At 44.6% G+C, this 26,405-nt stretch carries 27 protein-coding genes; 4 read left to right on the top strand and 23 right to left on the bottom strand.

Annotated elements, in window-relative coordinates; genetic code table 11:
* The first annotated feature begins 6 nt into the window (after positions 1-6).
* From ACE4RR_RS17465 to ACE4RR_RS17455, 3 genes are read left to right on the top strand one after another with little or no spacing between them, the layout of a single operon-like run.
* Complete coding sequence (locus ACE4RR_RS17465; protein WP_375536727.1) at positions 7-2,106, top strand: BglG family transcription antiterminator; 2,100 nt, start codon at positions 7-9, stop codon at positions 2,104-2,106.
* Positions 2,107-2,119: 13 nt separating this feature from the next.
* A complete protein-coding gene (locus ACE4RR_RS17460) occupies positions 2,120-2,557 on the top strand; it encodes a PTS mannitol transporter subunit IIA (RefSeq protein WP_375536726.1) in 438 nt (145 codons plus the stop codon).
* A 1-nt stretch (position 2,558) separates the two neighbouring features.
* A complete protein-coding gene (locus tag ACE4RR_RS17455; RefSeq protein ID WP_375536725.1) occupies positions 2,559-3,695 on the top strand; it encodes a mannitol-1-phosphate 5-dehydrogenase in 1,137 nt (378 codons plus the stop codon).
* Positions 3,696-4,043: 348 nt separating this feature from the next.
* Here the strand turns inward: ACE4RR_RS17455 and wrbA are convergent, their stop codons facing one another.
* A complete protein-coding gene (gene wrbA, locus ACE4RR_RS17450; RefSeq protein WP_375536748.1) occupies positions 4,044-4,661 on the bottom strand; it encodes an NAD(P)H:quinone oxidoreductase in 618 nt (205 codons plus the stop codon).
* A gap of 487 nt (positions 4,662-5,148) precedes the next feature.
* The gene (locus tag ACE4RR_RS17445) at positions 5,149-5,484 is read right to left on the bottom strand and encodes a helix-turn-helix domain-containing protein (protein WP_375536724.1); all 336 of its coding nucleotides are present in this window, start codon (positions 5,482-5,484) and stop codon (positions 5,149-5,151) included.
* A gap of 316 nt (positions 5,485-5,800) precedes the next feature.
* On the opposite strand from ACE4RR_RS17445, the gene ACE4RR_RS17440 reads away from it, so the two are divergent.
* On the top strand, positions 5,801-5,992 hold the full coding sequence (locus ACE4RR_RS17440; RefSeq protein WP_375536723.1) for a hypothetical protein: 192 nt from the start codon (positions 5,801-5,803) through the stop codon (positions 5,990-5,992).
* A 138-nt stretch (positions 5,993-6,130) separates the two neighbouring features.
* Here the strand turns inward: ACE4RR_RS17440 and ACE4RR_RS17435 are convergent, their stop codons facing one another.
* The 21 genes from ACE4RR_RS17435 to ureA all read right to left on the bottom strand — a co-directional run bounded on the left by ACE4RR_RS17435 (position 6,131) and on the right by ureA (position 26,335).
* Positions 6,131-7,492, bottom strand: a complete 1,362-nt coding sequence (locus ACE4RR_RS17435) for a hypothetical protein (protein WP_375536722.1) — start codon at positions 7,490-7,492, stop codon at positions 6,131-6,133.
* Between the two features lie 30 nt (positions 7,493-7,522).
* Positions 7,523-8,572 carry an Ldh family oxidoreductase gene (locus ACE4RR_RS17430; RefSeq protein WP_375536721.1) on the bottom strand — a complete coding sequence of 350 codons (1,050 nt, stop codon included), beginning with the start codon at positions 8,570-8,572 and terminating at the stop codon, positions 7,523-7,525.
* A gap of 81 nt (positions 8,573-8,653) precedes the next feature.
* The gene (locus tag ACE4RR_RS17425) at positions 8,654-9,673 is read right to left on the bottom strand and encodes a tripartite tricarboxylate transporter substrate binding protein (protein ID WP_375536720.1); all 1,020 of its coding nucleotides are present in this window, start codon (positions 9,671-9,673) and stop codon (positions 8,654-8,656) included.
* Entirely contained in the window at positions 9,674-11,173 is a 1,500-nt protein-coding gene (locus ACE4RR_RS17420) for a tripartite tricarboxylate transporter permease (RefSeq protein WP_375536719.1), read from the bottom strand.
* A 12-nt stretch (positions 11,174-11,185) separates the two neighbouring features.
* Positions 11,186-11,758 (bottom strand): tripartite tricarboxylate transporter TctB family protein, encoded by a 573-nt coding sequence (locus ACE4RR_RS17415; RefSeq protein ID WP_375536718.1) that lies wholly within the window; start codon positions 11,756-11,758, stop codon positions 11,186-11,188.
* A 138-nt stretch (positions 11,759-11,896) separates the two neighbouring features.
* A complete protein-coding gene (gene gucD / locus ACE4RR_RS17410; RefSeq protein ID WP_375536717.1) occupies positions 11,897-13,351 on the bottom strand; it encodes an alpha-ketoglutaric semialdehyde dehydrogenase GucD in 1,455 nt (484 codons plus the stop codon).
* A 10-nt stretch (positions 13,352-13,361) separates the two neighbouring features.
* Positions 13,362-14,294: a 5-dehydro-4-deoxyglucarate dehydratase gene (gene kdgD, locus ACE4RR_RS17405; RefSeq protein ID WP_375536716.1), complete on the bottom strand. Its 933-nt coding sequence runs from the start codon at positions 14,292-14,294 to the stop codon at positions 13,362-13,364.
* A gap of 196 nt (positions 14,295-14,490) precedes the next feature.
* Positions 14,491-15,657, bottom strand: coding sequence for a mandelate racemase/muconate lactonizing enzyme family protein (locus ACE4RR_RS17400; protein WP_375536715.1), 1,167 nt, complete (start codon positions 15,655-15,657; stop codon positions 14,491-14,493).
* 39 nt (positions 15,658-15,696) lie between these two features.
* Positions 15,697-16,623: a dihydrodipicolinate synthase family protein gene (locus ACE4RR_RS17395; protein WP_375536714.1), complete on the bottom strand. Its 927-nt coding sequence runs from the start codon at positions 16,621-16,623 to the stop codon at positions 15,697-15,699.
* A gap of 21 nt (positions 16,624-16,644) precedes the next feature.
* On the bottom strand, positions 16,645-16,794 hold the full coding sequence (locus ACE4RR_RS17390; protein WP_375536713.1) for a hypothetical protein: 150 nt from the start codon (positions 16,792-16,794) through the stop codon (positions 16,645-16,647).
* Positions 16,791-17,477: a GntR family transcriptional regulator gene (locus tag ACE4RR_RS17385; RefSeq protein WP_375536712.1), complete on the bottom strand. Its 687-nt coding sequence runs from the start codon at positions 17,475-17,477 to the stop codon at positions 16,791-16,793. The genes ACE4RR_RS17390 and ACE4RR_RS17385 overlap by 4 nt, the downstream gene beginning before the upstream one ends.
* Before the next feature lie 97 nt (positions 17,478-17,574).
* A complete protein-coding gene (gene gudD / locus ACE4RR_RS17380) occupies positions 17,575-18,903 on the bottom strand; it encodes a glucarate dehydratase (RefSeq protein ID WP_375536747.1) in 1,329 nt (442 codons plus the stop codon).
* 26 nt (positions 18,904-18,929) lie between these two features.
* The gene (locus ACE4RR_RS17375; protein ID WP_375536711.1) at positions 18,930-19,652 is read right to left on the bottom strand and encodes a FadR/GntR family transcriptional regulator; all 723 of its coding nucleotides are present in this window, start codon (positions 19,650-19,652) and stop codon (positions 18,930-18,932) included.
* A gap of 555 nt (positions 19,653-20,207) precedes the next feature.
* A complete protein-coding gene (locus ACE4RR_RS17370) occupies positions 20,208-21,272 on the bottom strand; it encodes a metal ABC transporter substrate-binding protein (protein ID WP_375536710.1) in 1,065 nt (354 codons plus the stop codon).
* A 1-nt stretch (position 21,273) separates the two neighbouring features.
* Positions 21,274-22,098 (bottom strand): urease accessory protein UreD, encoded by an 825-nt coding sequence (locus ACE4RR_RS17365; protein WP_375536709.1) that lies wholly within the window; start codon positions 22,096-22,098, stop codon positions 21,274-21,276.
* Positions 22,091-22,732 (bottom strand): urease accessory protein UreG, encoded by a 642-nt coding sequence (ureG, locus tag ACE4RR_RS17360; RefSeq protein WP_375536708.1) that lies wholly within the window; start codon positions 22,730-22,732, stop codon positions 22,091-22,093. Before ureG ends, ACE4RR_RS17365 begins: the two co-directional genes overlap by 8 nt.
* 44 nt (positions 22,733-22,776) lie before the next feature.
* Positions 22,777-23,463, bottom strand: a complete 687-nt coding sequence (locus ACE4RR_RS17355) for an urease accessory protein UreF (RefSeq protein ID WP_375536707.1) — start codon at positions 23,461-23,463, stop codon at positions 22,777-22,779.
* Entirely contained in the window at positions 23,453-23,908 is a 456-nt protein-coding gene (locus ACE4RR_RS17350) for an urease accessory protein UreE (protein WP_375536706.1), read from the bottom strand. The genes ACE4RR_RS17355 and ACE4RR_RS17350 overlap by 11 nt, the downstream gene beginning before the upstream one ends.
* Before the next feature lie 22 nt (positions 23,909-23,930).
* On the bottom strand, positions 23,931-25,640 hold the full coding sequence (ureC, locus tag ACE4RR_RS17345) for an urease subunit alpha (protein ID WP_375536705.1): 1,710 nt from the start codon (positions 25,638-25,640) through the stop codon (positions 23,931-23,933).
* A 5-nt stretch (positions 25,641-25,645) separates the two neighbouring features.
* Entirely contained in the window at positions 25,646-26,008 is a 363-nt protein-coding gene (gene ureB, locus ACE4RR_RS17340) for an urease subunit beta (protein WP_375536704.1), read from the bottom strand.
* Positions 26,009-26,032: 24 nt separating this feature from the next.
* Complete coding sequence (gene ureA, locus ACE4RR_RS17335) at positions 26,033-26,335, bottom strand: urease subunit gamma (protein ID WP_375536703.1); 303 nt, start codon at positions 26,333-26,335, stop codon at positions 26,033-26,035.
* Positions 26,336-26,405: the final 70 nt, after the last annotated feature.

Below are 26,405 nucleotides of genomic sequence, written 5' to 3'. Positions count from 1 at the left end.
ATAATAATGGACTATATTACTGCGAGGGAACGGGCACTTCTGCAATTTCTTCTGAAAAAGGATGAAGAGGTGCCGGTCTCTGTTATGGCAAGAGACTTAGAAGTGAGCACGCGCACGATTCACCGGGATTTAAAAGCGCTGGACTCTTTTTTGACCTCACGCGGTCTGGCAATAAAAAAAAGCACAGGCAAAGGCGTTTCTTTAACCGGAACAAAAGAGAATATGAAGGAATTGTCACTCCAGCTTCTGCAGCAGTCTCCGGCCGAGTATACGGCGGAAGAAAGACGAATTCTCGAAATATGCACCCTGCTTGAATCGAAGGAACCAATTAAGCTGACCGCACTTGCAATCGATTTGAAGGTTACAGCTGCGACAATTAGTCATGATCTGGACCGGCTCGAGGATTGGCTGTCATTTTTTGAATTGACATTAACCAGGAGACGCGGTTCCGGTGTTCAACTCGAAGGAAGCGAGACTGCCAAGCGGAGGGCAATGAGCAGTGTTATTGCAGAAAATTTCAGAGAAGAAGATTTTTTCTCTATGATTCGCAAGAATATTGACGATAAGCGGGACCAGGAAAAAGGGGAAATTTCGAATCGTCTGCTCGGTATGGTGGAAGAGGATAAATGGTCAGCCGTTGAAGAGGCACTATCCCTCCTAAGCGAAGAGCTTCCGTACTCATTTGCTGACAGTGCCTACATCGGTCTTGTGGTTCATCTGACGCTTGCTGTCGAACGAATAGAACAGGGACAGAATATTGACATGAACCCTGAGTTTCTAAATTCCCTGGAAATGACAAAGGAATTTACCCTCGCCGGGAAAATAACGTCGCGTCTTGAACAGGTGTTTCAAATTATAATCCCTAAGGCGGAAACCGGTTATATTACAATGCATTTACGCGGGGCAAAGCTCAGGCAGGATCAAGAATTTATCCTTGATACCAATAATCTGCCCGCTGCGGTTTATGCAAAGAAGCTAATGAGGTATATACAGGAAGAAACAGGTGTTTTTTTAACAGGAGAAGGATCCCTATATGAAGGACTCGTTTCCCATCTCGAACCGACCTTGTACCGGCTCCAGGAAAACATGAAAATTCACAACCCGCTCCTTCAGGAAATTAAACGGGATTATCCCGATTTGTTCAAAATTGTGGAGAAGGCAGCGGGAAAAGCATTTGGTGAAATCATGATTCCAGAAGCAGAAATTGGATTCCTTGCTCTTCACTTTGGGGCTGCACTAGAACGTTCCCGCCAGCAGCAGACTATAAAAGCACTCGTCGTCTGCTCAAGTGGTATCGGGTCATCGAAAATGCTGCTGACCCGGATAGAACGGGAAATTCCAGAATTGGCCGAGCTGAAAAATATCTCGATGATGGAAATTGAGGAAGAACGGTCAAAAGGGTTTGACCTTATTATCTCTACCCTCCCCCTTTCCGGGAATGAGCCTCATATCGTCGTCAATCCATTTCTAAGTGAAGATGATATTGAAAACATTCGATCCTATATTGAAAGAATTAATAAGACAAAACAGCAGCAGACTTACACGGAGAAACAGCACAGCAGGCCGCCGGCGGATCCGTTTCATCAAATAACTAAAATAGAACGGTATTCCCGTTTTATCAACGAGTTATTAAAGCATTTGAGACTCGGCAATATTCAGGAGACCTCACAGGTGAGAAGCGGATTAAAGCAGGCATGCCTGCAGCTCGAGAAAAACGGAAAGCTGCAGGATGGGTCGGCTGTAGCCGAAAAGATGTGGGACAGACATGAGTCATCTGGTGTTGGCATACCAGGATCCCATCTTGCCTTGTTTCATACACGAAGCCCATATGTCAGACAGCCTTCATTTACCTTATGGGAACTACCTGAACCACAGTCGCTGCAAGCAATGGATGGCTCCCAGATAGAAGTTTCAAGACTCCTTGTGCTGCTTGCTCCGGAGAAAGAAGTACAGGAGCTTTATGAAATTTTAAGTGCTGTCAGCAGTCAATTGATTGAAAATGACTATTCCATCAAACATTTCACATATGCCGGACAGGAGAGTATCCGGCGGCATATGGCATCAGCCTTTCATCAATGGCTGAAAAATAAAATTTCCTCAACTTAAGGAGTGGAGAAACATGAGTAAAGAAGTACTGCAGAAAGAGAACGTGAAGCTAAAAGAGACTATTGCAACAAAAGAAGAAGCAATTAAAAAAACAGGAAATATTCTAGTAGAGCAGGGCTATGTAGATTCCAGCTACATTGATTCCATGCTGGAGAGGGAAAAAATCACCTCGACCTATATGGGAAATTTTGTGGCGATACCTCACGGAACTGAGGATTCTAAGGCTCTTATCCAGGAATCCGGCATTTCAATTATTCAGGTCCCTGATGGAGTAGATTTTGGAGACGGTAGAATTGTAAAAATTCTTATCGGCATTGCTGGAAAAGGAGACGAGCACCTTGAAATACTTTCAAAAATCGCCATCGTTTGCTCCGAGGAAGAAAACATTCAAAAAATGATTGACGCTGGAAGCGCCGAGGAACTGTTAGACCAATTCAGCGAGGTCAATTAAGATGCTCGCACTGCAAATAGGAGCAGGCAACATCGGCAGAGGCTTCGTTGGGCAGATCTTAAACAAAGCTGGTTACCGCCTTTGGTTCGCTGACGTAAATGAACCCTTGATAGATGAGCTGAAACACCACCGGAGCTACCATGTCCGTCTAGCAGATGAGAATGGACAATCCATGAGTGTGAATGGAGTGAAAGCCATCCACAGCATACTGGAGGAAGAGAAGCTGCTGCAGCTGATAGAGGAAGCAGATCTTATTACGACAGCAGTCGGTCCCGCCGTACTTCCTCATATTGCTCCAGCTATTGCTAAAGGCCTACTCCACCGCATTAATAGTGGAAAAACCAAGCCAGTACACATTATAGCGTGTGAAAATATGGTCGGAGGCACAGATGCCTTAAAGCAGCATGTAAGTAAACATTTGAGCAGCGCCGATTTCATTTCGTTAGACGAAATTGCTGGATTTGCCAATGCAGCAGTAGACCGGATTGTACCCGACCAGGCTGCTGGAAGTGGGCTTGACGTGACTGTAGAACCTTTTTTCGAATGGGTAGTGGAAACAAAAAATTGGATCGGAACGGCACCTGCGATAAAAGATATTACGTTTGTTGAAGAGCTGGAGCCATTTATTGAACGTAAGCTTTTTACCGTAAACACCGGACATGCAGCTCTGGCTTATCATGGCTTTGTGCATGGATGTGCAACAACAAAGGAAGCGTTTGAACACACGGCTGTTCAGAAGAAATATGTTCAGACTCTGCAGGAAACCGGCCTGCTTCTTCAAGAGAAGTACGGTTTCTCCTCTTCTGAAATGGAAACCTACCACCACAAAATTAACAGCAGATTTCAGAACCCTTATTTAGCTGACCCGGTCACAAGAGTGGGGCGTGGACCGATTCGCAAGCTCGGCCCAAAAGATCGTCTCGTCAAGCCTTCTCTGGAATTATTGGAGCGCGGCCGTGTACCAGAAGCGCTGGCAGAAACGATCGCAGCTCTCCTTCAATTTCGATCTGCTTCTGACGAGGAAGCTGCAGAGCTGCAGGAATATATTCATAAGCATAGTGCCGCTGAGGCGTTCTGCAAATATTCCAGTCTTAAGGAAGACCACGAATTAACTTCACTTGTTAAGAAATATGTTTAAGGGGCTGTAGCAAAAGCCACTTTTTATAGAATAAGTAGTATCTTAAATAGAAGATAGCAGGGGACAAGTCCGAAGACTCCAGTGGGAAGAGCAGCGGCTGAAGATCCGCCGGGCGCGGGTTTCGCCCGGTTAGCTGAAGCGCTGCCCACGGAAAGCGAAGGACTTGTCGACTGCATTTTTACCATGCAAAAGGGGGCGCGTATCACCTACCTCCTGTCCGTATGCAGATCGTCCGAAGATTCTGCCGGTTCCTATTAAACGAAACGCTCCCGACTATCATGTTTGATAATCGGAAGCGCTTTTTACACTTTAGAGACCGTTGTCTTCCAGCCTCTTCTCAATTATTTATTATTGTTGCTGGCCCTGCTTTACCCAGCCTGCAATTTCTGCTGTACGCTTTGCTTGATGCTTCACAGCCGCTTCTACATCTTCCTTCATATTACCGTCCTGGTCCACCGTAACACTTGTGCCGTACGGGTTACCGCCTGCACCGAAAGTAACTGGATCAGAGTAGCCGGGTGCTGCGACAATACATCCCCAATGGAATGCTGAGGTGTATAGATTCGTAATGGTCTGCTCCTGTCCTCCATGAGGGTTTTGCGCAGAAGACATCGCACTTACGACTTTATTCATAAGCTTGCCCTGCGCCCAAAGACCGCCGGCCTGGTCCATCACCTGCTTAATCTGCGCAGGCACGTTTCCAAAACGTGTCGGGATGCTGAATAAGATTGCATCTGCTTCATCAAGATCATCCATTGTAACTTCAGGTACGATATCCTTTGTTTCATCGTAGTGCTTTTTCCATGCAGGATTTTGAGCGATTGCTTCTTCTGGTGCAAGTTCTGGAGCGCGGACAATCTTTGGTTCCCCTCCAGCTGTCTTCACGCCTTCTGCTGCCCACTGCGCCATCTGATAGTTTGTGCCTGTTGAACTGTAATACAAAATTGTTACTTTCACGTTTGCCATATTATCATTTCCCCTTCCGCCAAATAATTTTTGAAAAAAGCCAGCCATGTGAGGTGCTCCTTTTCTTCCTGATAAGAATACTACTTTTCTCACCTGGTCACTTTTTATATATTAGGTTACTTTATGTAATCTAATATAAAATAATTATTGATGTTCGTCAAGTAAGTTACAATACTTTTCTTACCTTTTTACAGACTACTTAAAACATCCATATTCTTTGTAACCTCTCGGAAATTATCCGTCTTCCCTTTAATAGAGTGTTTTTCAGCAATCAAATAGGAATGTGAATGAATCTCACGAGTTAAAATGGTTTCTATGACTTGACCGCTCTTAGAAGACATTCATTTCCGCGCTTTGCATTGGGTATACGAAAACGGAGCAGCAGGAATCCAGTTCCTCTGCTCCGTTTTCATTTATCTGAATTAAGTGTTTCATCACTGGTCAATACATCATTCATGTTTATGCAGAAAACCAACCACACGCGTTATTAATAAAGAGTATGTTTTGTATTCTTATTCTTCGATTTCAAAAACTCTTTAAACCGATCCTTTGAGATACCAGAGTCCATTGCTTCTTCAACAACTTCCCTCCATTCTTCATCCAGATCGGCTCCATCATCCTCGCCCTGGGATGGCTCAATCAGGTAATGCAAAGGAATATTTAGCACTGAGGAAATTTTCTCTATGTATTGTACTGATGGAAATTTATAAATGTTCTGTTCAACATCACGCATATATGTTTCAGGGATGCCGGCTTTTTTCGCAAGCTCTGCTGCTGAAATATCTTTTTCCATCCGATACCGCACAATTCGATCTCCAATCATGTTGTATCCTCCTCCCTACTTAATTCATACCCCCATGGCAGAGATGATATGCGGTTAACCAATAAACAGGTCAATTGTAAGAAAAGACACAACTATATTCACGCACTTTATCCAAAAATATTACAATTTTCAATAAGTATGTACTCTATAAAGGGGCAACAGTAGTGAGTAAAAAATGGCACGGATACAGTTATGTTACAAAAATTACGACTATTCGACGATTTATTACAATATTATTACATGATACCATAGGTATTCAATGAGTATTTCAGAAACCGGAATAGTAGTTAACGTGACGAAAAGGGGGGACATTTTCGTGAACGAAGAAAAACCGTATGTAGAACTGTTAAAAACATCCGGAAACCCACATACGAGTTTCCTGGAGATTTCAGAAACGATTCTTGCTCAAAACAATCTTCCCGAAAATACCAAGCAGACAGCGCTTAAGCGAGTTGTCGATGCTTATGAAGAAGTTTGCGGCCGCCGAGAAGCTAAATGTAACAAATAAACCGATGACGGTGTATTATACAAAACTATAAATTCATACTTAAAGACCCAACCATACAATGCTGGTGGGTGGGTCTTTTTCACGTTTTAAAGGCATCTTTTCCTCATGAAAATCCACAGATGCAGCTAGATATTCTTGCTAAGAGGATAACGAAAGGTGATGAAGCAAAAGCACGTAAATCATGCCGATTAGAAACATTCCGACAATATACAGCCCGTTCCATCGCAGTCCGACTGTCAGAGTACTTCGGTGAACCGCATTGGCAATAAAGATCGTAATCGCATTAAACGGGCTGATAATCGCAGATAAAAACCAGGCAAGCAAGAAGACAACAGCAAGTGTTACCGCATCCGTCCCAAGCATCTCCGGGCTGATCTGCATGGCAAGAATAGGTATTGTGATAATTTGATGAACTCCGATAAAGGCAAGCATAATAACGAACACGATAATTATTACAGCCACGAGAAGAAAGGATATCGAAGACATTGCTTCCAGCATCCGGCGGATCACTGTGGAAAACGGTGAGTCTGCCAGAGCTGCACCGAATAAACCAGCGCTTAAAAACAAAACAATTTCTGTGTTGACACCGTATTCGATCATATGAAAAAATTTTAGGAAATCCTCGCGAAACCTTTCCCACTGCCTCAATAATACAGCCCATAACAACGGAATGATCACACATGTCAGCCCGACAAGCAGCAGCATCGGCAGATTTGTCACCGACTCAAGCCACACGAGTGTTCCAATCATTGCACAGAGCATTGCCACTATTTTCAAAAGGACAGGCACTATATTTACCGGCTTCTCTGTCCGCAGCGGCTTTTCTTCAATCGTAATATTCTTCTTTTGAAATAAAAAGAAGACAGCATTTCCAGTTACAAGCTGTAAAACCATCAGCATCAGTCCAAAAAGTACATACTCACTGAAGGAAAGATCTAAATAAAGCAGGGTTAAGGCTACAGAACCAAAATACGGAGACCACCCCATCGCAGTAGAAAATCCTACAAAATACGCCCTCGCTAAAAAAGAGGGATCGAACGTGTTATGTCTCAATATATCGTGAAGAACCCGGACGGAACCGACACTTAAAATAGGTGCAATAATAGTTAAAAAAGCTGTGAGTCCGATAAAAAGCCTCGCCGGAAGATGTACAATCTGCTTTAAGTAGGTTTGAATATCATCCATATACGTGCTGTTTATGAGCGGAATCGATAATAACGGCGCCAATGTCATTAAGACAAGCAGGGGAAGATTCTGCAGCATCCCTTCTGATGCTGTCAGGAGCGCCTTGTCATTTACAAATAAATCAATCACGAGCCCGGTGGAAAACAATATTCCGCCCATCAGCTTTGTTTTTAAGTCTGTCGCAGCGATGGTCATTAAAAACGTGCACACTACGATAATCGTAAGTCCATCTCGAATCACCGGTACGTGGATAAAGGAATCTATAAAGTAGCTTAAACACATTAACAAAATAAAGCTTCTCTTTACCATAGCCATTGTTTAAACCTTCTTTGCCGCGTTTAAATGTTATCTAAGATAGTCTTCGATGGAGATGCCGCAGGAGGCCGCGGTTTCCTTCAAGGATTCATACACTTCACTGCCGAGCTCGATGCCGTTTTCTGTTCTTTCTTTTTCATTTTGGAATTCAATTTCACCTGGGAGAAAGATTTCTTCGACGTCCTGTGCTTTAGCGGAATTTTTAATTTCGTTTATCATTTGATCGACCCGCTGCTTGAATTGATCCCTTTCCATAAACGAACGAATATCAATGATCTGGAAGAAATGGCCTACATTCTGAGGCTTATCATAGTCGCCGTATATATTGTTGATATGAGGACCGAAGCCGGCTCCTGTCAGTACACCGCTCATAATATCAATCATCGCTGCCATTGCATACCCTTTTGGTCCTCCAAATGGCAGAACGGTTCCTGCAAGAGCTTCACCGGAATTTGTCGTCGGGCGTCCCTCTTTATCAATCGCCCAGCCTTCCGGAATGTCTTCACCGCGCTGCTCGGCTGAAATAATTTTTCCTCTCGCTACGACGCTCGTCGCCATGTCGAAAATAATTGGACTGTTTTTCTCTGCAGGGATTCCATAAGCGTATGGATTCGTGCCAAAATAAGGAGTAATTCCTCCCCACGGCGCCATCGTAGAAGGAGCATTGGACATAGCAAAGGCAATCATGTCCTGCTCAAGCACTTTTTGAATAAAATAGGCGCCGGTACCGAAATGACTTGACCTTGTCACCCCTGCATAAACCGCTCCGTGTTTTTTTGCTTTTTCAATGCCTTTCTCAATCGCTTTTGCACCGACGATCTGCCCCATCCCATCATCGCCGTCCAATAGAAGCGTAGCATCACTTTCCTGAAGGACGGTTACGTTCGGATCAGGATTCACCGCTCCGGATTTTAACCTTTCTACATAGATTGGTACACGAGTTACCCCGTGCGAATCTACACCGCGCAAGTTCGCAGATACCAGGCTGTCTGCTACGATACGGCTGTTCTCTTCTGATATGTCCACTTTCTGTAAAATATCTGCCACAAAGTTTTTTAATGATTCAGCATAAACTTTCATTCGTTGGTCTCCTTTTTAAAATAATGAAAGACAAGGTGCCATATCGGCACCCTGCCCATTTTTCCTGAGTTAACTAATTACTTATTGTTCACTGGAATCATAAAGCTCTTGATAAGAATCCTGAGTTTCCTGCATAAATTCCTCAGCTTCCTCTGGTCCCATGAAGGTAGGGGCTACGACATGTCCCTCTGCTTCTTCCTGATATTCTTCATTATTTGTCACAACTTCCTCCATCGCATCCGCGAATGTGTTTACAACATCCTCTGGAGTTTCAGGAGGGAATGCCCAGAAGAAAATCTTATCAAACACTACATCTGATCCTTGTTCGGTAAAGGTCTGGACATCCTCAAACTGGTCAAGTCTTTCTTCTGACATTACACCAAGGCTCTTCATTTCGCCGGAATCAATATATTCTTTAACGAGGCCAATTTGAGTTGGTACAACATCTACCTGGCCGCCCAGCAGAGCAGTAATTTTATCCGAAGCACCGCCGGCATCAACAATATTAAATTCAACATCTTCTTCTTCCTGCAGGGCAAGCAGCTGCAGGTGAGTAAAGGACCCCGTTTCAGTCGCTACAGAAACTTCACCAGGTGTCTCTTTTGCTGCAGCCACAAGATCTTCAAGAGAATCATACTCAGAATCAGCGCTGACAAGCAGAGAGTTCCCCTGGTCGAGCACACTAATACCGGCTACTTCAAAATCTGAGAATGTATAATCAGCTAGTCCTAGAATGTTATTCAGCATGGCACCGTCGTGATAAGCCAGTACTCTGTAGCCGTCCGGATCAGAATCGAGTATTTCCTTGGATCCGGTGCTTCCCCCTGAGCCTTCCACGTTTTGAATGACCAGAGAAACTCCTAATTCATCCTCTAAATACTTCGCCAGAGTTCTTGTATTACGGTCCGTATCACCGCCGGCTCCTGCAGGAACAACTACTTCAATCGACTCCTCCGGATATCCATCACCGCCATCACCTGACTCTGCTCCTGCATCTGAGCTATCTGTGCCTGAATCCTCTGATTCTCCACAGGCAGCAAGAACTCCCAACATAGAAACAATCATTGCCAATCCTAACGTCTTCATTTTAAACCAATTCATTTAAACTCCTCCTAAAGCTCTTTTTGTTTTAAAGTTTTTCCATACTTTAAATCCGACTGAGGTAATTGCAATCACCCAGAAAATCATCGCAATCGGCTCTGTCAAAAATGGTAGAAAGTTTTCTCCTGTCAATTGCAGGCCCCGCCGCAGATTTGTCTCCGCGATCGGACCGAGAATAAACCCAAGAATAACCGGTGCAATAGGAAACTTGAACTTAATCAGCAGATAGCCCATGATACCGAAAAATAACAGTGCGCTGATATCGAACAAACGATTGTTTTCTGCAAACGCTCCGACAGCACACAGCACGACGATAATTGGAAGCAGCATATGCTTGGGAACACTTAAAATTTTGACAAAGTACTTCATGCCAAGAAAAAGAAATATTACCATTGCGATGTTTGCAATAATCAGAGCTGCAAATATTCCGTAAACAATATCTGTGTTTTGAGTAAAAAACAAGGGTCCCGGCTGAAGCCCGTGGATAATTAATCCCCCGAGAAGCATCGCAGTCACTGTATCTCCTGGAATACCCAATGCCATCAGTGGTACAAGTGCCCCTCCGACTGCTGCGTTGTTAGAAGATTCAGATGCCACTACTCCATCGGTCGTTCCTTTTCCGAATTGTTCGGGATGCTTGGACTGGTTTTTCGCTGTTGCGTAAGCAATAATATTAGCAGTCCCTCCGCCGATGCCCGGCAGAATTCCTACAGCTACGCCAATAACGCTGGAGCGGAGAAAGTTCCACCCCTGTTTAAAGAGCACTGATAAGGAAAATCCGATCCCTTTAATTTTGTACGTAAGCTTCTGCGTACTTAATGGATTTATTTTTTTCTCGGAAATTTTTAATATTTCTCCTATCGCGAATAATCCAATAAGCGCCGGCAGCAGGTTAAAGCCTGCATCCATCTGGTCCATACCGAATGTAAATCTCGGAAAAGCATCAATCGGTGCAGAACCAACCATGGCAAGGCTTAACCCCAATAGTCCGCTCAGCATACCCTTTACAACAGATCCCTCAGACAAACTGGATATTAAGGTTAATGCAAACATCGTAATGGCAAAATATTCAATCGGACCGAATCGAAGGGCAAAGTCCGCAAGTGGTGGAGAAATTAATATCAAAGCAGCAATACTTAGGATACCGCCCATAAATGAAAATACGATGGACAACCCGAATGCCTTGCCTGCTTCCCCGTTCTGTGCCATCGGATAGCCATCAAATGTTGTTGATATGGAAGACGGGGTGCCTGGAAGTTTCAATAGTATTGCAGGGATCATTCCTCCTGATACACCGCCGATATAAAGACCCATCAACAGCGCCATGCCAGAGCCAGGATCCATTGTAAAGGTAATAGGCAGACAAATGGCGACGGCCATGGTGGCTGTCAATCCGGGAATAGACCCGAAAATTAATCCCATTGCCACGCCTATGATAATCAGCATCATATTGTACGGAGCAAACATCGTTGAAAAGCCAGTTAATAAATCAGCAATCATATTCTTCCCTCCTTATCCTGCTATTCCGGAAGGAAGTCTGAGTTCGAACCCTAAACGGAATGTGTAATAAATAACTACAGAAGTTAAAATTGCCAATATTGCAAATATTGGAATGTTCCAATATTTTCGTTGGGCAAGCAGACAAAACTGCACGAATAAATAAACAATGGTAGAAATTAAAAACCCGATAATGGGCATAACTGCGATATACAGTGCAATTAACCCGGTAGTAATTAGGACATTGCGGTATCTGGAAGCACGTTGGGCACGTGTTTCGGATGATTCAACTTTTGTTCCCTCCAGCAGCATTTCTTCCGCTATTTTTTCTTCCTTCGTTTTTTCATGCTCAGGCACACTTGGCCCAGACATTAACTTCTTCGCTTTTTTCCAGTCTAATAATGTTTGAAATAGAAGTACTGCACTTAATACAAACATGGCAATCGCAACAATTCTCGGTGCGAAATCCGGACCGATCTGCGAAACAGTTAACCGGCCGAAAGTAAAGGTGGCAGAATACATCACTACAGAAACGATCAATAATGCAATGGTTGCTGCCAAATCTTTGACCTTTAACGTGGTCGCCATTTTATCTTGCTCCTTTCCGCTTGGCATGTGTCTCTCTCATCATTTGAAACCGCTTACCTTTCATTGTAAAAAATGAGCTGGAAGCGCAAATCTCAGTAAGGAGAGACTGCAGCGCTTCCTTCTCATGGGCTGCCAGGTTTATTTCATGAATACAGTTTTAATAGAAGTAAAAAACTCAATGGCCGCTTCACCTTGTTCTCTTGAATGTGAGCTTGAACGCTTCATCCCCCCAAACGGAGCCTGCAATTCAACCCCGGCACTTTCGGCATTGATTCGGACGAGACCTGCATCCATTTCGTCTATAAACTGCAGGGAACGCTGGATATTGGTTGTGAAAATGGAAGCACTTAATCCGAACGGCACATCATTTGCTACTTCAAGAGCTTCATCTAAAGAACTAACCTTCATAAGGGCAAGTACCGGTCCGAATATCTCTTCCTGCGCAATTGTCATCTCAGAAGTAACATTGTCAAATACTGCCGGAGTTACGAAATAACCTTTTTCATCCTCAAGGACTTTGCCGCCGTATATAAGTTCGGCGCCTTCCTTCTTCCCTTTTTTGATATAGTCAGCAACGGTTTGGAATTGGCTTTTGTTTGCACATGGTCCCATCCAGCTGTCCTGCTTTAATCCATCACCAACTGTAATCTTCTTCACTTCGGCAAGCAGTTTCTCTTTAAAGGTTTCATAGATTCCTTCTTGGATAATAACTCGGCTCGTAGCAGTACATTTCTGACCTGTCGATTTCAGACCGCCGCTGATCGTAGCGCTTACTGCAAGGTCAAGATCGGCATCATCTGCGACGATTACAGGATTTTTCCCGCCCATTTCCAGCTGGTATTTGGCGCCACGGGCAAGAGCGCTCTGCCCGATACCTCTTCCGATTTCCTCAGAGCCTGTAAAGGTAATACCGTCTACCTGCGGATGATCGGTAATACCTTGTCCGACAACAGAACCGGAACCGGTTACAAAATTAAGAACTCCTTTCGGAAGACCTGCTTCAGCAAGGCATTCTACAATTTTTGCAGCCGTGATCGCAGCGTCCTGAGCCGGCTTAAATACAACCGTATTTCCATATACAAGTGCAGGAGCGATCTTCCAGACTGGAATAGCTGCTGGAAAGTTCCATGGAGTAATGACACCGACGACTCCAAGGGAAGCCCGCTTGGTAAACATGAGAGCATCTTTATCAGTGGAAGGGATAACATCTCCTGTTTTTCTCATGCCTTCTCCCGCATAATAACGAAGTATCGCCACTCCGCGCATCGTTTCGCCTTTTGCTTCAGGAAGCGTTTTCCCCATTTCTCTGGTCATCGTTTCAGCGATATCATCTACATTGTTCTCTAAGATATCGGCAGCTTTGTGAAGCAGTGCTCCGCGCTCCGGTGCTGCCGTTTTGCTCCATTGCTTTTTGGCAGCAGCTGCTGCGAGGACAGCGTTGTTCACATCCTCTTTAGAAGAAAGCTGATAATAACCTACTTCCTCCTCTGGATTTGCCGGGTTCGTACTTGCCTGATCTTTATTTGAACTGGATGACTTCCATTCGCCGTTGATGTAATTCAGATATGTCTTTTGCTGAGTTGCAGTTCCCATGCTTTCCCTCCTATTTTTGAGGCTGTCTGGCAGGATAGTTTATTTCTGCCTTCTTCAATACTTCCTCGAGCTGCTTATAATGCTCTTTTTCTACTGGTACGACTGGTGCTCTTGTGGACAGGCCAGCCGGCAGACCGGCAATTTCCATCCCCGCTTTAATCAACGAAACTGCATATCCCTTTTTCTGCTTGCGGATGTTATTAATTGGCAGCAGAATGTCGGTATAAAGATTTCGCAGCGTATGTTTATCTCCTTGTTTCAAAGCTTCAAAATATTGACGGGAAATATGCGGAATATAGTTTGAAATAGCGGAAGAATACGTTTGGAAACCTAATGAGTAATAAGCAGGCATTGTAATCTCCGCAAACGGCATCCCGTTCATCCACGTGAATCTCTCACCAAGGTGCTGAGTTAACTCAACGTTTAGTTCCATATTGCCAAAGCCATCTTTCAGGCCGACGACCTGCGGATGCTCCGCCAGCTTTTTAACCGTTTTCAAATTTGAAATGGCGTTATCCCGCTGATATACGATGGCATTCAGGTCCGTGCTTTGAATAATAGTTTCATAATATTGATACAGCCCTTCCTGTTCGCCATTAATAAGGTATGGAGGAAGTATCAGATACCCGTCTGCCCCTAGATCAGCTGACCACTCCGCCTGCTTCACAGCATGTCTGATGTTGCCGCCGACCCCTGTATATACCGGCACATTTCCTTTAGTAGTTTCCACAGCTGTTTCTACCATGCCCCGGTACTCATCATCACTTAACGATTGAAACTCACCTGATCCGCAGGCTATGAAAATAGCACTTAGTTTTTCATCTACAAGATATTGAATGTTTTGCTGCAGAGCCTTCTGGTTAATCTCGCCATTTTCTTGAAATGGCGCTACCGGAAATCCTAAGATTCCTTCGGGAAAAGTTCTTCTTTTGTCTGCCGCCATGGCATGTCACCTCTTTAGTAAAGTCATGAATTCGTGAAAGCCCTGTACTGTGAGTACATCCGCGTGAAAAATGGGCCGCTGCCTTTCACTCCTTTCAAAAAGGTGCTTTATTTGTTTTATTGTTAATAATTATAATTGTAAGACAATTAATTTTATTAGTCAATTCAGAATTTTATTTTTCATAAAATTATTTTTATTAACGTGTCTGTGAAGTCCGGTCTTGAAGCTGATGTACACTTACTTCGCTCCAGCTCAGATCATCCAGCTGATACTGCTTCATTTTTTCTTCATCAAGCTCTATACCGAGCCCTGCAATATCTCGGGATGGTGGAATGAGATAGCCGTTTTCATAGGTTACTTTTTCTTTTACGACATCATTAACATATAATTCTGGCCCAGTCGGATCCGAGGTGTAATCAAGGTTTGACATCGCACAGCCGAGGTGCGCCATAGCGGCAGTTCCGATAGAAAGCTCCTGTGTTGTACCAAGAAGGCAGCTTTTTTCAGCTATTGCAGCAGCTGCTGCAGCTTTTCTGGCGCTTGTCAGTCCGCCGATAAAAACAGGTGAAATGTTAAATATATCAACAGAGTCATTCTTGATCATCTCGTATTGCTGTCTGAAGCTCCAGACGTGTTCACTAACAGGATGCTCCACTTTAAAACGGAAATGACGGAGTCCGTCAAAATCATTTTTATATGCCGGGCTTTCTACTAAGGTAAAATTGTACTTTGACAATCGTTTCACCGCTCTTGCCGAGCTTTTCCAGTCAAGAAGATGGCTGAAATCAAGGGATTTTATGGTCACCTTAGAGCCGAATTCCTTTTCTATTTCTGCAAGAAAAGCCTCATCTGCATCGATGTTTTTCCCGGCATAAAGGCGGAATTCATCAAAGCCCTGCTGAAATCGTTCGCGCACTACCTTGACATTTTCCTTGACTTCATCCATAAAACGGTGCCTGAAAATCGGGTAACAGACTTTTATTTTGTCCTGCTGTCTTCCCCCAAGTAATTCTGAAACTGACACTCCAAGGTATTTTGCACAGAGGTCATGAAGTGCGTTATCGATGCCGTTGCGGATAAAGCTGCCTTTCTCGTAGTAATACATCGCTTCTGGAAAATTATCGAGAAGTTCTTTATTGATAAGCTCAAAATCGAACGGATTTTTGCCGACAACAATCTGCTTCAAAACTCGGGTTAAGTCCTGAACATCCGGGGCATAGCGGGGAAGGTGGGAAAAGTCAGACATTTCTCCTATCCCTGTCACGCCTTCATCAGTCAAAAGCTTGACAATAATATGTTTATTGACAAAACCTGTATGCCTTGGGACGCCTACTACTGTCAAAACTACATCAGTTATTTTCATCGTATTCTCTCCTTTTACTAGTGTTTGTATAGGTAATGCTCAGCGGACTGCGCTGAATTGTTCTTTCGTCAGCCCCCATTTTTCCAGCAGCTCGAGTACAGCATTGTGGTCTGCTTCATCTAGAGGTGCGACCGGCTCCCTCGTTTTTCCTGCAGGAAAACCTAAAGCTTCCATGGCTTCTTTAATGACGACTACATTGTTTCCGTTATTATTTTTCGCGCGCAGGTCTTCAAATGGAACGACTTGATACCAGATGTTCCAAACTGAATCCCAATCGCTCGTTTGAAGCGCTTCCAGCATTTCAAATGATAAACGGGGATGCAGATTTACAAGGCCGGAGGTAAACCCTTTCGCACCGGCATTCCAGAAAAACGGCGCCCATTTTTCCGCTGTGCCGCATACCCAGGTTACTCCGTGCGTTGCCGGGGTTTCTTGAACAATTTTCGCAAAGCGGGGAAGATCATTGACCGCGTATTTGACTCCTGCCAGCTGCTTCATATGAGTCAGTCGTTTCAGAACATTATCACTTAAGGCAGGATTTTTAAAATAAAGCACAGCTGGCATATCTATCTCTTCCATAATTCTTTGAAAGTAGTTTACAACGCCGTCTTCTGTCATATATGGATGAATCGGCATATGAATCATGATGGCATCACAGCCGTCTTTTTTAGCGGTTCTACCCATTTCAACTGCTGTTTCAACTGAATAGCCGACACCGGCCACCATCATGGCACGCCCGTTCACCCGTTCAGCTGTGCGGCGGTTTTCTTCTATTGATTCTTCGATGGTGAGTGCATAAAACTCTCCTGTATTACCGGAAGGAACGATAACCTCGAGTCCATTTTCAATAAGAAAGTCAATATTCGCATCAAGTGCTTTCCAATCGATGGAAGCATCCTCCTGAAATGGGGTAATGTTAATGGCTGATATCCCTTCCAGCTTTTTTGCTGCCTGAATTTCGTTCATTTTTATCCTCTCCTTTTATTATCATTTCAAGCTGTTTACTACCACTTCATTAACGATATTGTCCGGTTTCTTACCTTCCATCACTTGAATAATGGAAGCAGCCGCTGTTTCTTCCAGCATTCTGACTCCAGAGCTGTCAATTTGCTGTGGTATAAATACTTTAAAGCTCATCGCTCTTCTCCTTCCTTGGAAAGAACATGATGCAGTGTTCGTGTAATATGCTGTTTCATTTCTGCTTCTGCTCTTGCCCCATCTCGATCAGCGATGGCCTGATAAATCATCCAATGTTCTTGAAAACCACCGATCTGTTCCTCATCATTTTGAAGGGCCTTTTTTCGAAAAGCGTGATCAAAGGCAGCTACTCCTGCTGCATTTTTCTGCACGAGTGGACTTTTCGCACCGTCGATAATTTTTTGATGAAAGGCGGTGTTCTCTTCCACCAGCGCTTCAACTTTATTTTCTTTAATTAACTGGTCCATTTTTTCAAGCTGTATTTCCAGACTTTTTATTTCCCCGTCCGCCATTTTGACAGCAGCGAGCCGCGCACATAGTCCTTCTACAGCTGCACGCAATAGGAAAACTTCTTCAATTGAAGTATGAACAATATTAGAAACAAAGGTACCTTTTCTTGGTTTTGTGACAACCATTCCTTCATACTCCAGAACCCTCAGTGCCTCTTTCACCGGGGTCGTGCTTATTTTCATCCACTCTGATACTTCTCGTTCACGAATGGCATCACCCGGCTTGAAATGCCCAAGAATTATTGCTTCCCTGATAGCTTCTGCTGCTGTTTCTCTTAAAGATTTTATCGAGGCTGTGCTCCCAGAAAAAAACTGTTTTTGTCTGCTAGTCACGCGCTCACCACCTTTTGAAAATTTGTGATATCTGATATATCACAAATAAGTTGAAAAGAGAGATCAGCGGCGGAGAACCGCGTAATCTCTTTATTTTTTACCTCACAAGACATGGTTTTTTTTGATCAAATGTCCATCCGGAAATTAAATACTGCATCGCTTTAGAATCATCACGTACTCCCAGGCCCTTCTGCTGATAGAGTTCGTGTCCTTTTTCAAGCTGATCCCGGTCCAACTCAACTCCAAGACCAGGTGCTGCAGGTACTTCTATTTTTCCATCTGTAATCTGGAGCGGGTGCTCTGTCAAACGCTGTCCATCCTGCCAGATCCAGTGCGTGTCAATCGCAGTGATATCTCCTGGTGCTGCCGCAGCAACGTGGGTAAACATCGCGAGTGAAATATCAAAATGATTATTGGAATGAGAGCCCCATGTAAGTCCCCATTCGCTGCACATCTGCGCCACGCGCACTGAGCCCCGCATTGTCCAGAAGTGAGGGTCAGCAAGCGGAATATCCACGGAATGCAGCTTGATCGCATGCCCCATTTCCCGCCAGTCGGTAGCGATCATATTTGTGGCTGTAGGAATTCCTGTTGCCTGCCTGAATTCAGCCATCACTTCCCTTGCTGAGAAGCCTTTTTCTGCACCACACGGGTCTTCTGCATAAGCGAGGATATCCTGTTTATTTTTACACAGCTCGATAGCATCATCTAATTTCCATGCCCCATTCGGATCCAGTGTTATTCTGGCATCCGGAAACCTTTCTGCAAGTGCAGTTACTGCTTCGATTTCCTCTTTACCCGGAAGAACACCGCCCTTTAATTTGAAATCTTTAAACCCATATTTATCGTAGGCAGCCTCTGCTAACCGGACAATCTTCTCCGGGGTAAGCGCTTCCTCATGACGGAGTCGAAACCAGTCACAGTTCGCATCTTCCTCACTCCGGTACGGCAGGTCCGTCTTTTGCCGGGACCCGATATAAAAAAGATAACCGAGCATTTCTACTTCGCTTCGCTGCTGACCTTCTCCAAGAAGCGCAGCAGCAGGAACACCAAGATATTTACCGAGCAGATCCAGGAGTGCCGCTTCCAATGCGGTGACCGTGTGCACCGTTGTGCGGAGATCGAACGTCTGCGAACCCCGGCCGTCAGCGTCCCTGCTGATAAATGTCTGTTTTACATTTGTGAGAATATTATTAAACTCCCCAATTGTTTTACCAATCACCAGCTCTTTCGCTTCCTCTAAGGTCTGTCGTATCTTTTCACCACCAGGGACTTCTCCGAGTCCTGTGGCTCCGGTGCTGTCTGTAAGTATGACAATATTTCTTGTAAAATAAGGGCCATGTGCTCCGCTTAAATTTAAAAGCATGCTGTCATGGCCTGCCACTGGAACTACTTCCACTTTCTCAATGGCTGGAGTATCTTTCATCAATGCCAATCACCGCCTCAATATAGTTAACGGGAGGAATGATCGGATCTTTCTTTTTCCTTTTCCCTCTCTCGTTTATAAACTCTTTCTCTGACATAATTTAAATGTGTATACATACTCGTATAAGCTGCAATAGGATCTCGATTTTTCAATGCGTTATAAATATCTATATGATGCTGCAGCGTTTTTTCCGGATTTCTATAATGACCTGGAATCTGGTCCCACGTCTCATCAAATAAATTCAATAGGGGATCAATAATTGCTTCAAGCAGCGGGTTGCTGGCACTCTGGGCAATTTCTTCATGAAACTGCCTGTCAAATGAACGGTAGTCATCAGTATGCTTTTTCATTTCTTCAATAGCGATTTCCAGCTTCTTTAGTGAGTCGTCTGAAATCTTTTCCGCTGCCATTGTCACAAGCCCCAGTTCAAGGGATATCCTCGTTTCAATGATGGTACGGACATTGCCGGTTGAAAGCGCTAACATCATTGAAAAAGGTTTACTCCCAATTTTGTCGGAGAAAAATGTGCCGTTTCGTGTCTTGCGGTGTACCACACCTACCGCTTCCAACGAAGTTAATGCTTCCCTCATTACAGGTCTGCTTACATTAAACATGGTCATCAATTCCATTTCAGATGGAAGGCGATCCCCCGGCTTGAGCTGGCCGGTGGTCAATAGCTGAATTATTTCATCAATTACTTGTTTAGAGAGTGTTTTTCGGTCGATCGATTTAATTTCGACTTGCTTCATTCTAATGGCCCCTTTTCTATACCAAACATAATCGTACACGCGGATGTACTCTTATTAGATTATAGACTTTCACGGTTTATATGTTAAATTGTAAGACAAATTAAATAGATTGTCAATTATAAAAAATCAGTTTTTACAATGATAAAGGGTGTTCCCGGAAGGCAGCGGCTCCTGCGGAAGAAGCCACAGCTGAAATTGGCTGCTGGAGAGGTCCCGGCTCCAAAGACAGCTGAAGCACTCCTCGGGCAAGCCTTCTCCTGCAGTAATTTGGCAGTAATGTCCTTTCGTTTCACATTGAATCGCATCCTCCGTCCAAACAGCACTACGTTGAAAGAACCGCCTCAAGCACCCACAACTAAAAAAAAGAGCCTTCATAAAGACTCACGTAAAATAGGGAGAGCTGGGCGGGCGGCTCCAGTTCTTTAAATTAAGAGACAATCGGAGAGGACAGCGCCCAATATCAGCCGATACTTTCTGATCAAAGTCCTGCTCTTCCTCCATACTCTCCCTGCACCCTGCAGTAACTTCAGCATCTTAACAACATTTCAAGATATTCTACTTCAACAGTAATTCAAGAGATTCCAGATTCTCTTCCATTAAAGAAAAATAATCCTCCCCTTCGTCTTCCTCATGAAGGCTTTCTAAATTATTTAAATATACAGCTTCTGCATTAATTTCTTCTGCGAATGTTTCAGCAACCCCGATATTGTAGCTTTTCTCAAAAGCTACATGTTCAATTCCATCCTGTTCTGCTTTTTCAATCAGGCGCTGCATCCGCTTTTGAGAAGGTTCACTTGAGGAGACAGTCTGAGTGATAGACACCTCTTCAAAGCCGTAACTTTCCGCCCAATACGTATACCCTGGATGGGCCACAAATATGGATCCTCGCTCCAGTTCTGTTAACTGCTCAGCAAACGCCTGATCCAACTCGGAGAGCTCTGCCTGGAGCTTTTCATTACGATTTTCAAACTGCTCGCTGTTTTCTGGCTGAAGCTCGGATAATTTCTTTTCGATATTATCAGCTATTTGAGTTGATTTTTCCGGGTCAATCCACACATGAGGATTTTCCCCGCTGTGAGTATGAGTCGTTTCCCCTTCTTCTCCGTCATGAGAATGTTCGTGGCTGTGGCTTTCTTCGTCTTCTTCATGAGAATGTTCGTGGCTGTGAGTATGACTGTGGTCTTCTTCATTATTTTCTTCGAATTCCTGATATTCTACCCGTTCAATCTCCTCAGCCACATCTACTGTCTGTACTTTTTCTTTCTCCAGGAGTGGAATAACAGTCTCATTCAGGCCTTCCATGCTTCCATCGGTATAAATAAAAGCATCTGTATCAACAAGATCTGTTATTTCCTTAATGGTTGGCTCATATGTATGGGCGTCCGCCCCGACAGGCACCATGTTTTTTACTTCGACATGTTCTCCGCCGATTTTTGTAATAAAATCCTCTATCGCAAAGATATTTGTGGCAACTACGAGCGGCTCCGTTTTCTGCTCTTCCTCTGTTTCCGGAGCTGCCTCTTCTCCGGCAGGGTCTTCGTTTGACTCCTCCGCCGCTCCGCAGGCGCTCAGCAGGAAGACAAGCATGCCTGCCGCACTTATTGACCTGAACGATTTCATTCTACAAATCTCCTTCTTGTGCTGTTTCCATCATTATTGTAATCTGTCCCATCACGTACCTTATATGTTTTTTCAAGTCCACTAGATCATTACTGAGCCATCGGAAGCAAAAAATTCCTTTTTCCACTTCAGTGACTGCAGAATTAGCCTCAGCCACTGCTTCACTTACCTCTAACAGCTGTTGTTTATCTAAAGTTTCAGAAGCAGCCCAGACGGAGGCGTAATAAGAATATCCATCAAGCAGTCCAATCTCCTCGTAGCCTGCTGTTTCGGGTTGAAATCGAAAGCGGTCGTATGCACAAAGCTTCCCATTTTTTGAAATGGAAGTAAGCAGGTCTATTTCCTGATACTGATAATGCTCTCCTTTTTCCCTGCGTCCGGCTGATAAAATTTCTCCCCACAGAAAGTGGGAAAAAGAGGATAATTGGATTTCTGTTTTACTTTGAAAGCGTGCGTTTTCAAAAGGAATAATTGTATCTGGGTCGAGTTTGACGAATGCATTATTTTCTACAGTAATCTTCATTGTCTGTTTTGTACAGCGGCCATTTCTGGAAGGGTAGACCTTGAGTGCAGATTGCTGAATAAGTGTTACGCGGGAACTTTCTTCTATTATAATATTGTAACTGTTATGGTCTCCAGATACCATCCCCCCGGATGTTTCCATTAAATAAACAACCGCATGACCTTCTTCCTCCGGATAGAGAGCGTGGCTTGCTTTTAAGGGAGAAGTCTGATGAAGTGACCGGAGAAAGGTGCGGTTTTTTCTTCTTGAAAAGGTAAGCGAAAGCTCCCCAGTCAGCTGCAGACCTTTTACCGCGTCAGGCACCACTTTTCACTTCTTTATCGAGTTCTGTATCTTCGAGGAGAATAGAATGCCTGATCCATGAGATAATCCCGTTAAGACCAATTCCCTTTTTTTGATTGGCAAAAAGAAACGGACGAGATCCTCTTGCCATTAATGCATCTTTCTCCATAATTTCAAGGTCCACATCGACATATGGAGCGAGGTCAATTTTATTAATGACAAGCAGATCTGAGCGCGTTACCCCAGGTCCGCCTTTTCTAGGAATGTCCTGGCCTTCTGCTACATCGATCACATAAATGAAGCCATCGACGAGCTCCGGACTGAAGGTAGCCGACAGATTATCGCCGCCGCTTTCTACAAAAATAATATCAAGGTTTGGAAAACGTTCATTCAATTCATCAATTGCAGCGAAATTCATTGACGCATCTTCGCGTATCGCTGTATGAGGACACCCTCCGGTTTCGACTCCAATAATACGGTCTTCCGGGAGAACTCCATGTACCGTTAAGTATTTGGCATCCTCTTTCGTATAAATATCATTGGTAATGACCGCCACTTCCATATCAGGATAGAGTTCTCTCGTTAGTCTCTCGACCATTGCTGTCTTTCCTGATCCTACTGGACCTCCGATTCCTATTTTTACTGGCTTTGGCATACGGGCATTCCCCTTTCTTGATTACATGAATTATTCTTTTGATTTTACGATATAAACAGCCGGACCCGCAGATGCTCATGTTTCATGGAGGCAAGCTCCAGCCCTGCAGTGCTGCTGCCGGCATCAGAGAGTGTCCTTTCATCAATTCTCTTTGCAGCCTTTTCACACTCCGGAAGCAATTGATAGATAGTTTTGACTCCAGATGTCTGACCGAGAGGCACTGCACGCACCGCGTTATGCACCATCCCTGAAACACTGGAATACAAGAACGCCGTCAGTGCTGCACTCAGCTCCATCTTAGATAATGCTGTATACATCCCGTACACAACCGGATAATGAAAATACATATTTCGACTTGATAAATCAAGGTTTATGCTGGGGCCTGGCCCCAACTCATCCATCGCACTGATAGTTTTTAAGAATTGTTTTCCCATCCAGATGCTGCCTTCGCGGGACTCCTTTGGAATTTTCAAGGCATGGCAGAGGACGCCGGCTTCTTCAAGAAGTTCATAATCGTTTTCTAAGGCTGCTCGATGGACTTCTTTTACGATTAAGCCATCACCACCGACAAGATTTCCGTGCAGATAAGACAAGCAGAACTGCTTTAGTGTTTCTTCATTATAAAGGACGCCGGCTTGAATATATGTCTCCATCCCAAAGGACTGGGTGTAGGATCCAATGGGAAATGCGGAGTCATGCAGTTGCATAAGTTGAAGAAAGTTAGTGGGCATGTTCGTGTTGTTGGCCTTTGTACTTAAATGGCTTATGAAATCTGCGCTGATCCTTGAAGAATGTAATACCGACTTCCATAAATAAATCCGGCAGAAGCTTATCGAAACGCACGATAATTTCTCCATTTTCAATTAAACACGGCGTATGACGGTTGCCTAACTCAAATGCTGCTTTCCCCATCTCTTCTATAGACTCCGGCACCAGCACAAACACGTCTTCGAGCACCGTCGTTACCACAACCTCTGTTTCTTCGTCTTCAAAAATTACATCCCCTGGGGAGAGCTCAATACCATCCTCAAGTGAGATAGCCATATCTCTTCCCTGGTCGGTGTTCTTACGGAGAATCCGCTTATTCAATTCCTCCCATTCAAGCTCAAGCCATTCTCTTTTTTTCTTTGTGGATTCTTTAGGATTTATACGTCCTACCGGCTTTGTGATTTTCAATTGCAGATCCCTCCTTTTCTATTTAAAACAAAAAGTAACGCTGCGCCATGGCGACTTCTTCAAACGGTTCACAGCCAATTTTCTCGCCGGCTACTTTTACTTCATATGTCTCCGGGTTGATGCTTATTTCATCCATGCAGTCATTACGCTTCATATCTTTCTTCCCGATCTTGCGGCAGCAGTGGACCGGCACCACTCGCTTCTGAAGACCAAGCCTGTGGTGAATACCCCTATCAAAAGCAGCTTGGGAAAGAAATGTAATGGTGCTTGAATAGCGGGCCCGTCCGAAGCTTGCAAACATCGGGCGCTGCATTACAGGCTGCGGCGTTGGAATCGAAGCATTGGGATCTCCCATCTGAGCGTAGGAAATATGACCTCCTTTGATGATTGTTTCTGGCTTTACCCCAAAAAAAGCGGGCTTCCACAGGACAAGATCTGCCCATTTTCCTGTCTCCACAGACCCTGCTTCATGGCTGATGCCATGTGTCACAGCTGGATTGATTGTATATTTGGCTATGTAGCGCTTAATACGATTATTATCATTTTCCCTGTCTTCCTTTAAATAGCCGCGCTGTTTTTTCATCTTATCTGCTGTCTGCCATGTTCTAATAATCACTTCCCCGACACGTCCCATTGCCTGAGAATCAGAGGAAATAATACTGATGAGGCCCATATCATGCAAAATATCCTCGGCACCGATCGTTTCCGGGCGAATACGCGAGTCAGCAAATGCCACGTCTTCCGGTACGTTTCGGTCCAGGTGATGACAAACCATCAGCATGTCGAGATGCTCATCGATCGTGTTTTTTGTAAAAGGTCTTGTTGGATTAGTAGAAGAAGGTAAAATATTCGGCAGCGATGCTATCTTCATAATATCCGGAGCGTGGCCGCCGCCCGCGCCTTCCGTGTGATACGTATGAATGACACGGTCACCGATTGCCTTGATTGTATCCTCAACAAAACCTGCTTCATTCAGGGTATCCGTATGAATCGCCACCTGAACGTCATACTCATCAGCTGTACTCAGACACGCATCAATTGCAGCCGGCGTCGTTCCCCAATCTTCATGAAGCTTTAATCCAATAGCGCCTGCTTCAATTTGTTCTGCGAGCGGGCGCTGCGCAGAACCGTTACCTTTTCCGAGAAAGCCTAAATTTACCGGAAATGCCTCAGCTGCTTCGAGCATCCTGTGGATGTTCCATTCACCAGGTGTGCATGTCGTGGCATTCGTTCCAGTCGCAGGTCCTGTTCCTCCGCCAAGCATCGTGGTGATACCAGATGCTGTCGCTGTCTCTATTTGCTGGGGACTGATAAAATGAATATGAGCATCAATACCGCCTGCCGTCAAGACCATGCCTTCTGCAGCAATAACTTCCGTCGACGGTCCGCAGACCAGCTCGGGGTCCACTCCTTGCATCGTGCCCGGATTTCCTCCTTTTCCGATCGCATGAATCCTGCCGTCCTTTACTCCGACATCCGCTTTTACAATGCCCCAATGATCAATGATCAGTGCATTCGTGATGAGGAGATCGACGACTCCGTCTGCTCTATCCGCCGTACCGCTTTGTCCCATACCGTCCCTCAACACTTTTCCGCCCCCGAATTTCGCCTCATCTCCATAGGACGTGTAATCCTTTTCCACCTCTGCCCAGAGCTCCGTATCAGCCAACCGCACCTGATCCCCGACAGTCGGGCCATATAAACCAGCATACTGCTTACGTGAAAGCTTCATATTAATTAACTTCCTCCTTTAAAGCCTTTGGCTGCCGCTCTCTGAACTAGAGCTTCTTTATCATCCACCGTTCCCTGTGTCAGAGCGTTCAGACCGAAAACCTCCCGCCTGCCGGCAAGATCAGTGAGTTCTACTTCCTTCTCCTCTCCAGGCTCAAACCTCACAGCGGTACCTGAGGCAATATTCAACCTCATGCCCACTGTCGCCGTTCGATCAAAAGACAAATGTCGGTTCACCTCAAGAAAATGAAAGTGCGACCCTACCTGGATTGGACGGTCACCGGTATTTGCCACACGGATCGTCAAAATCCTGCGTCCCTTATTACATTCAATCGGCTCATTTTTCAGTCGGTACTCACCTGGGATCATCCTGGTTTCCTCCTTTATACAGATTTATTGAATCGGCTGATGGACCGTGACCAGCTTAACTCCATCCGGGAAAGTCGCTTCCACCTGCACGTTATCTATCATCTCTGCCACACCTGCCATTACGTCTGATTCTGAAAGAATTTCTTTCCCTTCGCTCATCAGGTCTGCAACAGACTTGCCGTCCCTCGCCCCTTCTGCGATATAGGAGCTGATGATGGCAATTGCTTCTGGATAATTAAGCTTTACACCGCGGTCCTTGCGCTTTAGTGCAAGCTCTCCTGCTAAAAAGGTCATTAGCTTTTCCTGTTCGACCGGAGAAAGTTTCATCGGGTCACCTCTTCTTTTATAGAAATCTCAGTCTCAATGTAAGTATAGCTCACACAAAATGTTAGTATCT

Source organism: Alteribacillus sp. HJP-4, from assembly GCF_042139015.1.
Lineage (GTDB): Bacteria > Bacillota > Bacilli > Bacillales > Marinococcaceae > JBHIKY01.
This window is presented reverse-complemented; position numbering and strand designations above follow the sequence as displayed.

What these genes read in the sequence shown, in the direction of transcription:
- kdgD (WP_375536716.1), bottom strand. Translation starts at nt 14,294, where the DNA reads ATGGCGGCAGACAAAAGAAGAACTTTTCCCGAAGGAATCTTAGGATTT.
- ACE4RR_RS17355 (WP_375536707.1), bottom strand. Translation starts at nt 23,463, where the DNA reads ATGCCCACTAACTTTCTTCAACTTATGCAACTGCATGACTCCGCATTT.
- ACE4RR_RS17415 (WP_375536718.1), bottom strand. Translation starts at nt 11,758, where the DNA reads ATGGCGACCACGTTAAAGGTCAAAGATTTGGCAGCAACCATTGCATTA.
- ACE4RR_RS17375 (WP_375536711.1), bottom strand. Translation starts at nt 19,652, where the DNA reads ATGAAGCAAGTCGAAATTAAATCGATCGACCGAAAAACACTCTCTAAA.
- ACE4RR_RS17460 (WP_375536726.1), top strand. Translation starts at nt 2,120, where the DNA reads ATGAGTAAAGAAGTACTGCAGAAAGAGAACGTGAAGCTAAAAGAGACT.
- ACE4RR_RS17400 (WP_375536715.1), bottom strand. Translation starts at nt 15,657, where the DNA reads ATGAAAATAACTGATGTAGTTTTGACAGTAGTAGGCGTCCCAAGGCAT.
- ACE4RR_RS17445 (WP_375536724.1), bottom strand. Translation starts at nt 5,484, where the DNA reads ATGATTGGAGATCGAATTGTGCGGTATCGGATGGAAAAAGATATTTCA.
- ACE4RR_RS17435 (WP_375536722.1), bottom strand. Translation starts at nt 7,492, where the DNA reads ATGGCTATGGTAAAGAGAAGCTTTATTTTGTTAATGTGTTTAAGCTAC.
- ACE4RR_RS17420 (WP_375536719.1), bottom strand. Translation starts at nt 11,173, where the DNA reads ATGATTGCTGATTTATTAACTGGCTTTTCAACGATGTTTGCTCCGTAC.
- ureA (WP_375536703.1), bottom strand. Translation starts at nt 26,335, where the DNA reads ATGAAACTTTCTCCGGTCGAACAGGAAAAGCTAATGACCTTTTTAGCA.
- ACE4RR_RS17390 (WP_375536713.1), bottom strand. Translation starts at nt 16,794, where the DNA reads ATGAGCTTTAAAGTATTTATACCACAGCAAATTGACAGCTCTGGAGTC.
- gucD (WP_375536717.1), bottom strand. Translation starts at nt 13,351, where the DNA reads ATGGGAACTGCAACTCAGCAAAAGACATATCTGAATTACATCAACGGC.
- ACE4RR_RS17370 (WP_375536710.1), bottom strand. Translation starts at nt 21,272, where the DNA reads ATGAAATCGTTCAGGTCAATAAGTGCGGCAGGCATGCTTGTCTTCCTG.
- ureB (WP_375536704.1), bottom strand. Translation starts at nt 26,008, where the DNA reads ATGATCCCAGGTGAGTACCGACTGAAAAATGAGCCGATTGAATGTAAT.
- ureG (WP_375536708.1), bottom strand. Translation starts at nt 22,732, where the DNA reads ATGCCAAAGCCAGTAAAAATAGGAATCGGAGGTCCAGTAGGATCAGGA.
- ACE4RR_RS17395 (WP_375536714.1), bottom strand. Translation starts at nt 16,623, where the DNA reads ATGAACGAAATTCAGGCAGCAAAAAAGCTGGAAGGGATATCAGCCATT.
- ACE4RR_RS17430 (WP_375536721.1), bottom strand. Translation starts at nt 8,572, where the DNA reads ATGAAAGTTTATGCTGAATCATTAAAAAACTTTGTGGCAGATATTTTA.
- ACE4RR_RS17425 (WP_375536720.1), bottom strand. Translation starts at nt 9,673, where the DNA reads ATGAATTGGTTTAAAATGAAGACGTTAGGATTGGCAATGATTGTTTCT.
- wrbA (WP_375536748.1), bottom strand. Translation starts at nt 4,661, where the DNA reads ATGGCAAACGTGAAAGTAACAATTTTGTATTACAGTTCAACAGGCACA.
- ACE4RR_RS17455 (WP_375536725.1), top strand. Translation starts at nt 2,559, where the DNA reads ATGCTCGCACTGCAAATAGGAGCAGGCAACATCGGCAGAGGCTTCGTT.
- ACE4RR_RS17465 (WP_375536727.1), top strand. Translation starts at nt 7, where the DNA reads ATGGACTATATTACTGCGAGGGAACGGGCACTTCTGCAATTTCTTCTG.
- gudD (WP_375536747.1), bottom strand. Translation starts at nt 18,903, where the DNA reads ATGAAAGATACTCCAGCCATTGAGAAAGTGGAAGTAGTTCCAGTGGCA.
- ureC (WP_375536705.1), bottom strand. Translation starts at nt 25,640, where the DNA reads ATGAAGCTTTCACGTAAGCAGTATGCTGGTTTATATGGCCCGACTGTC.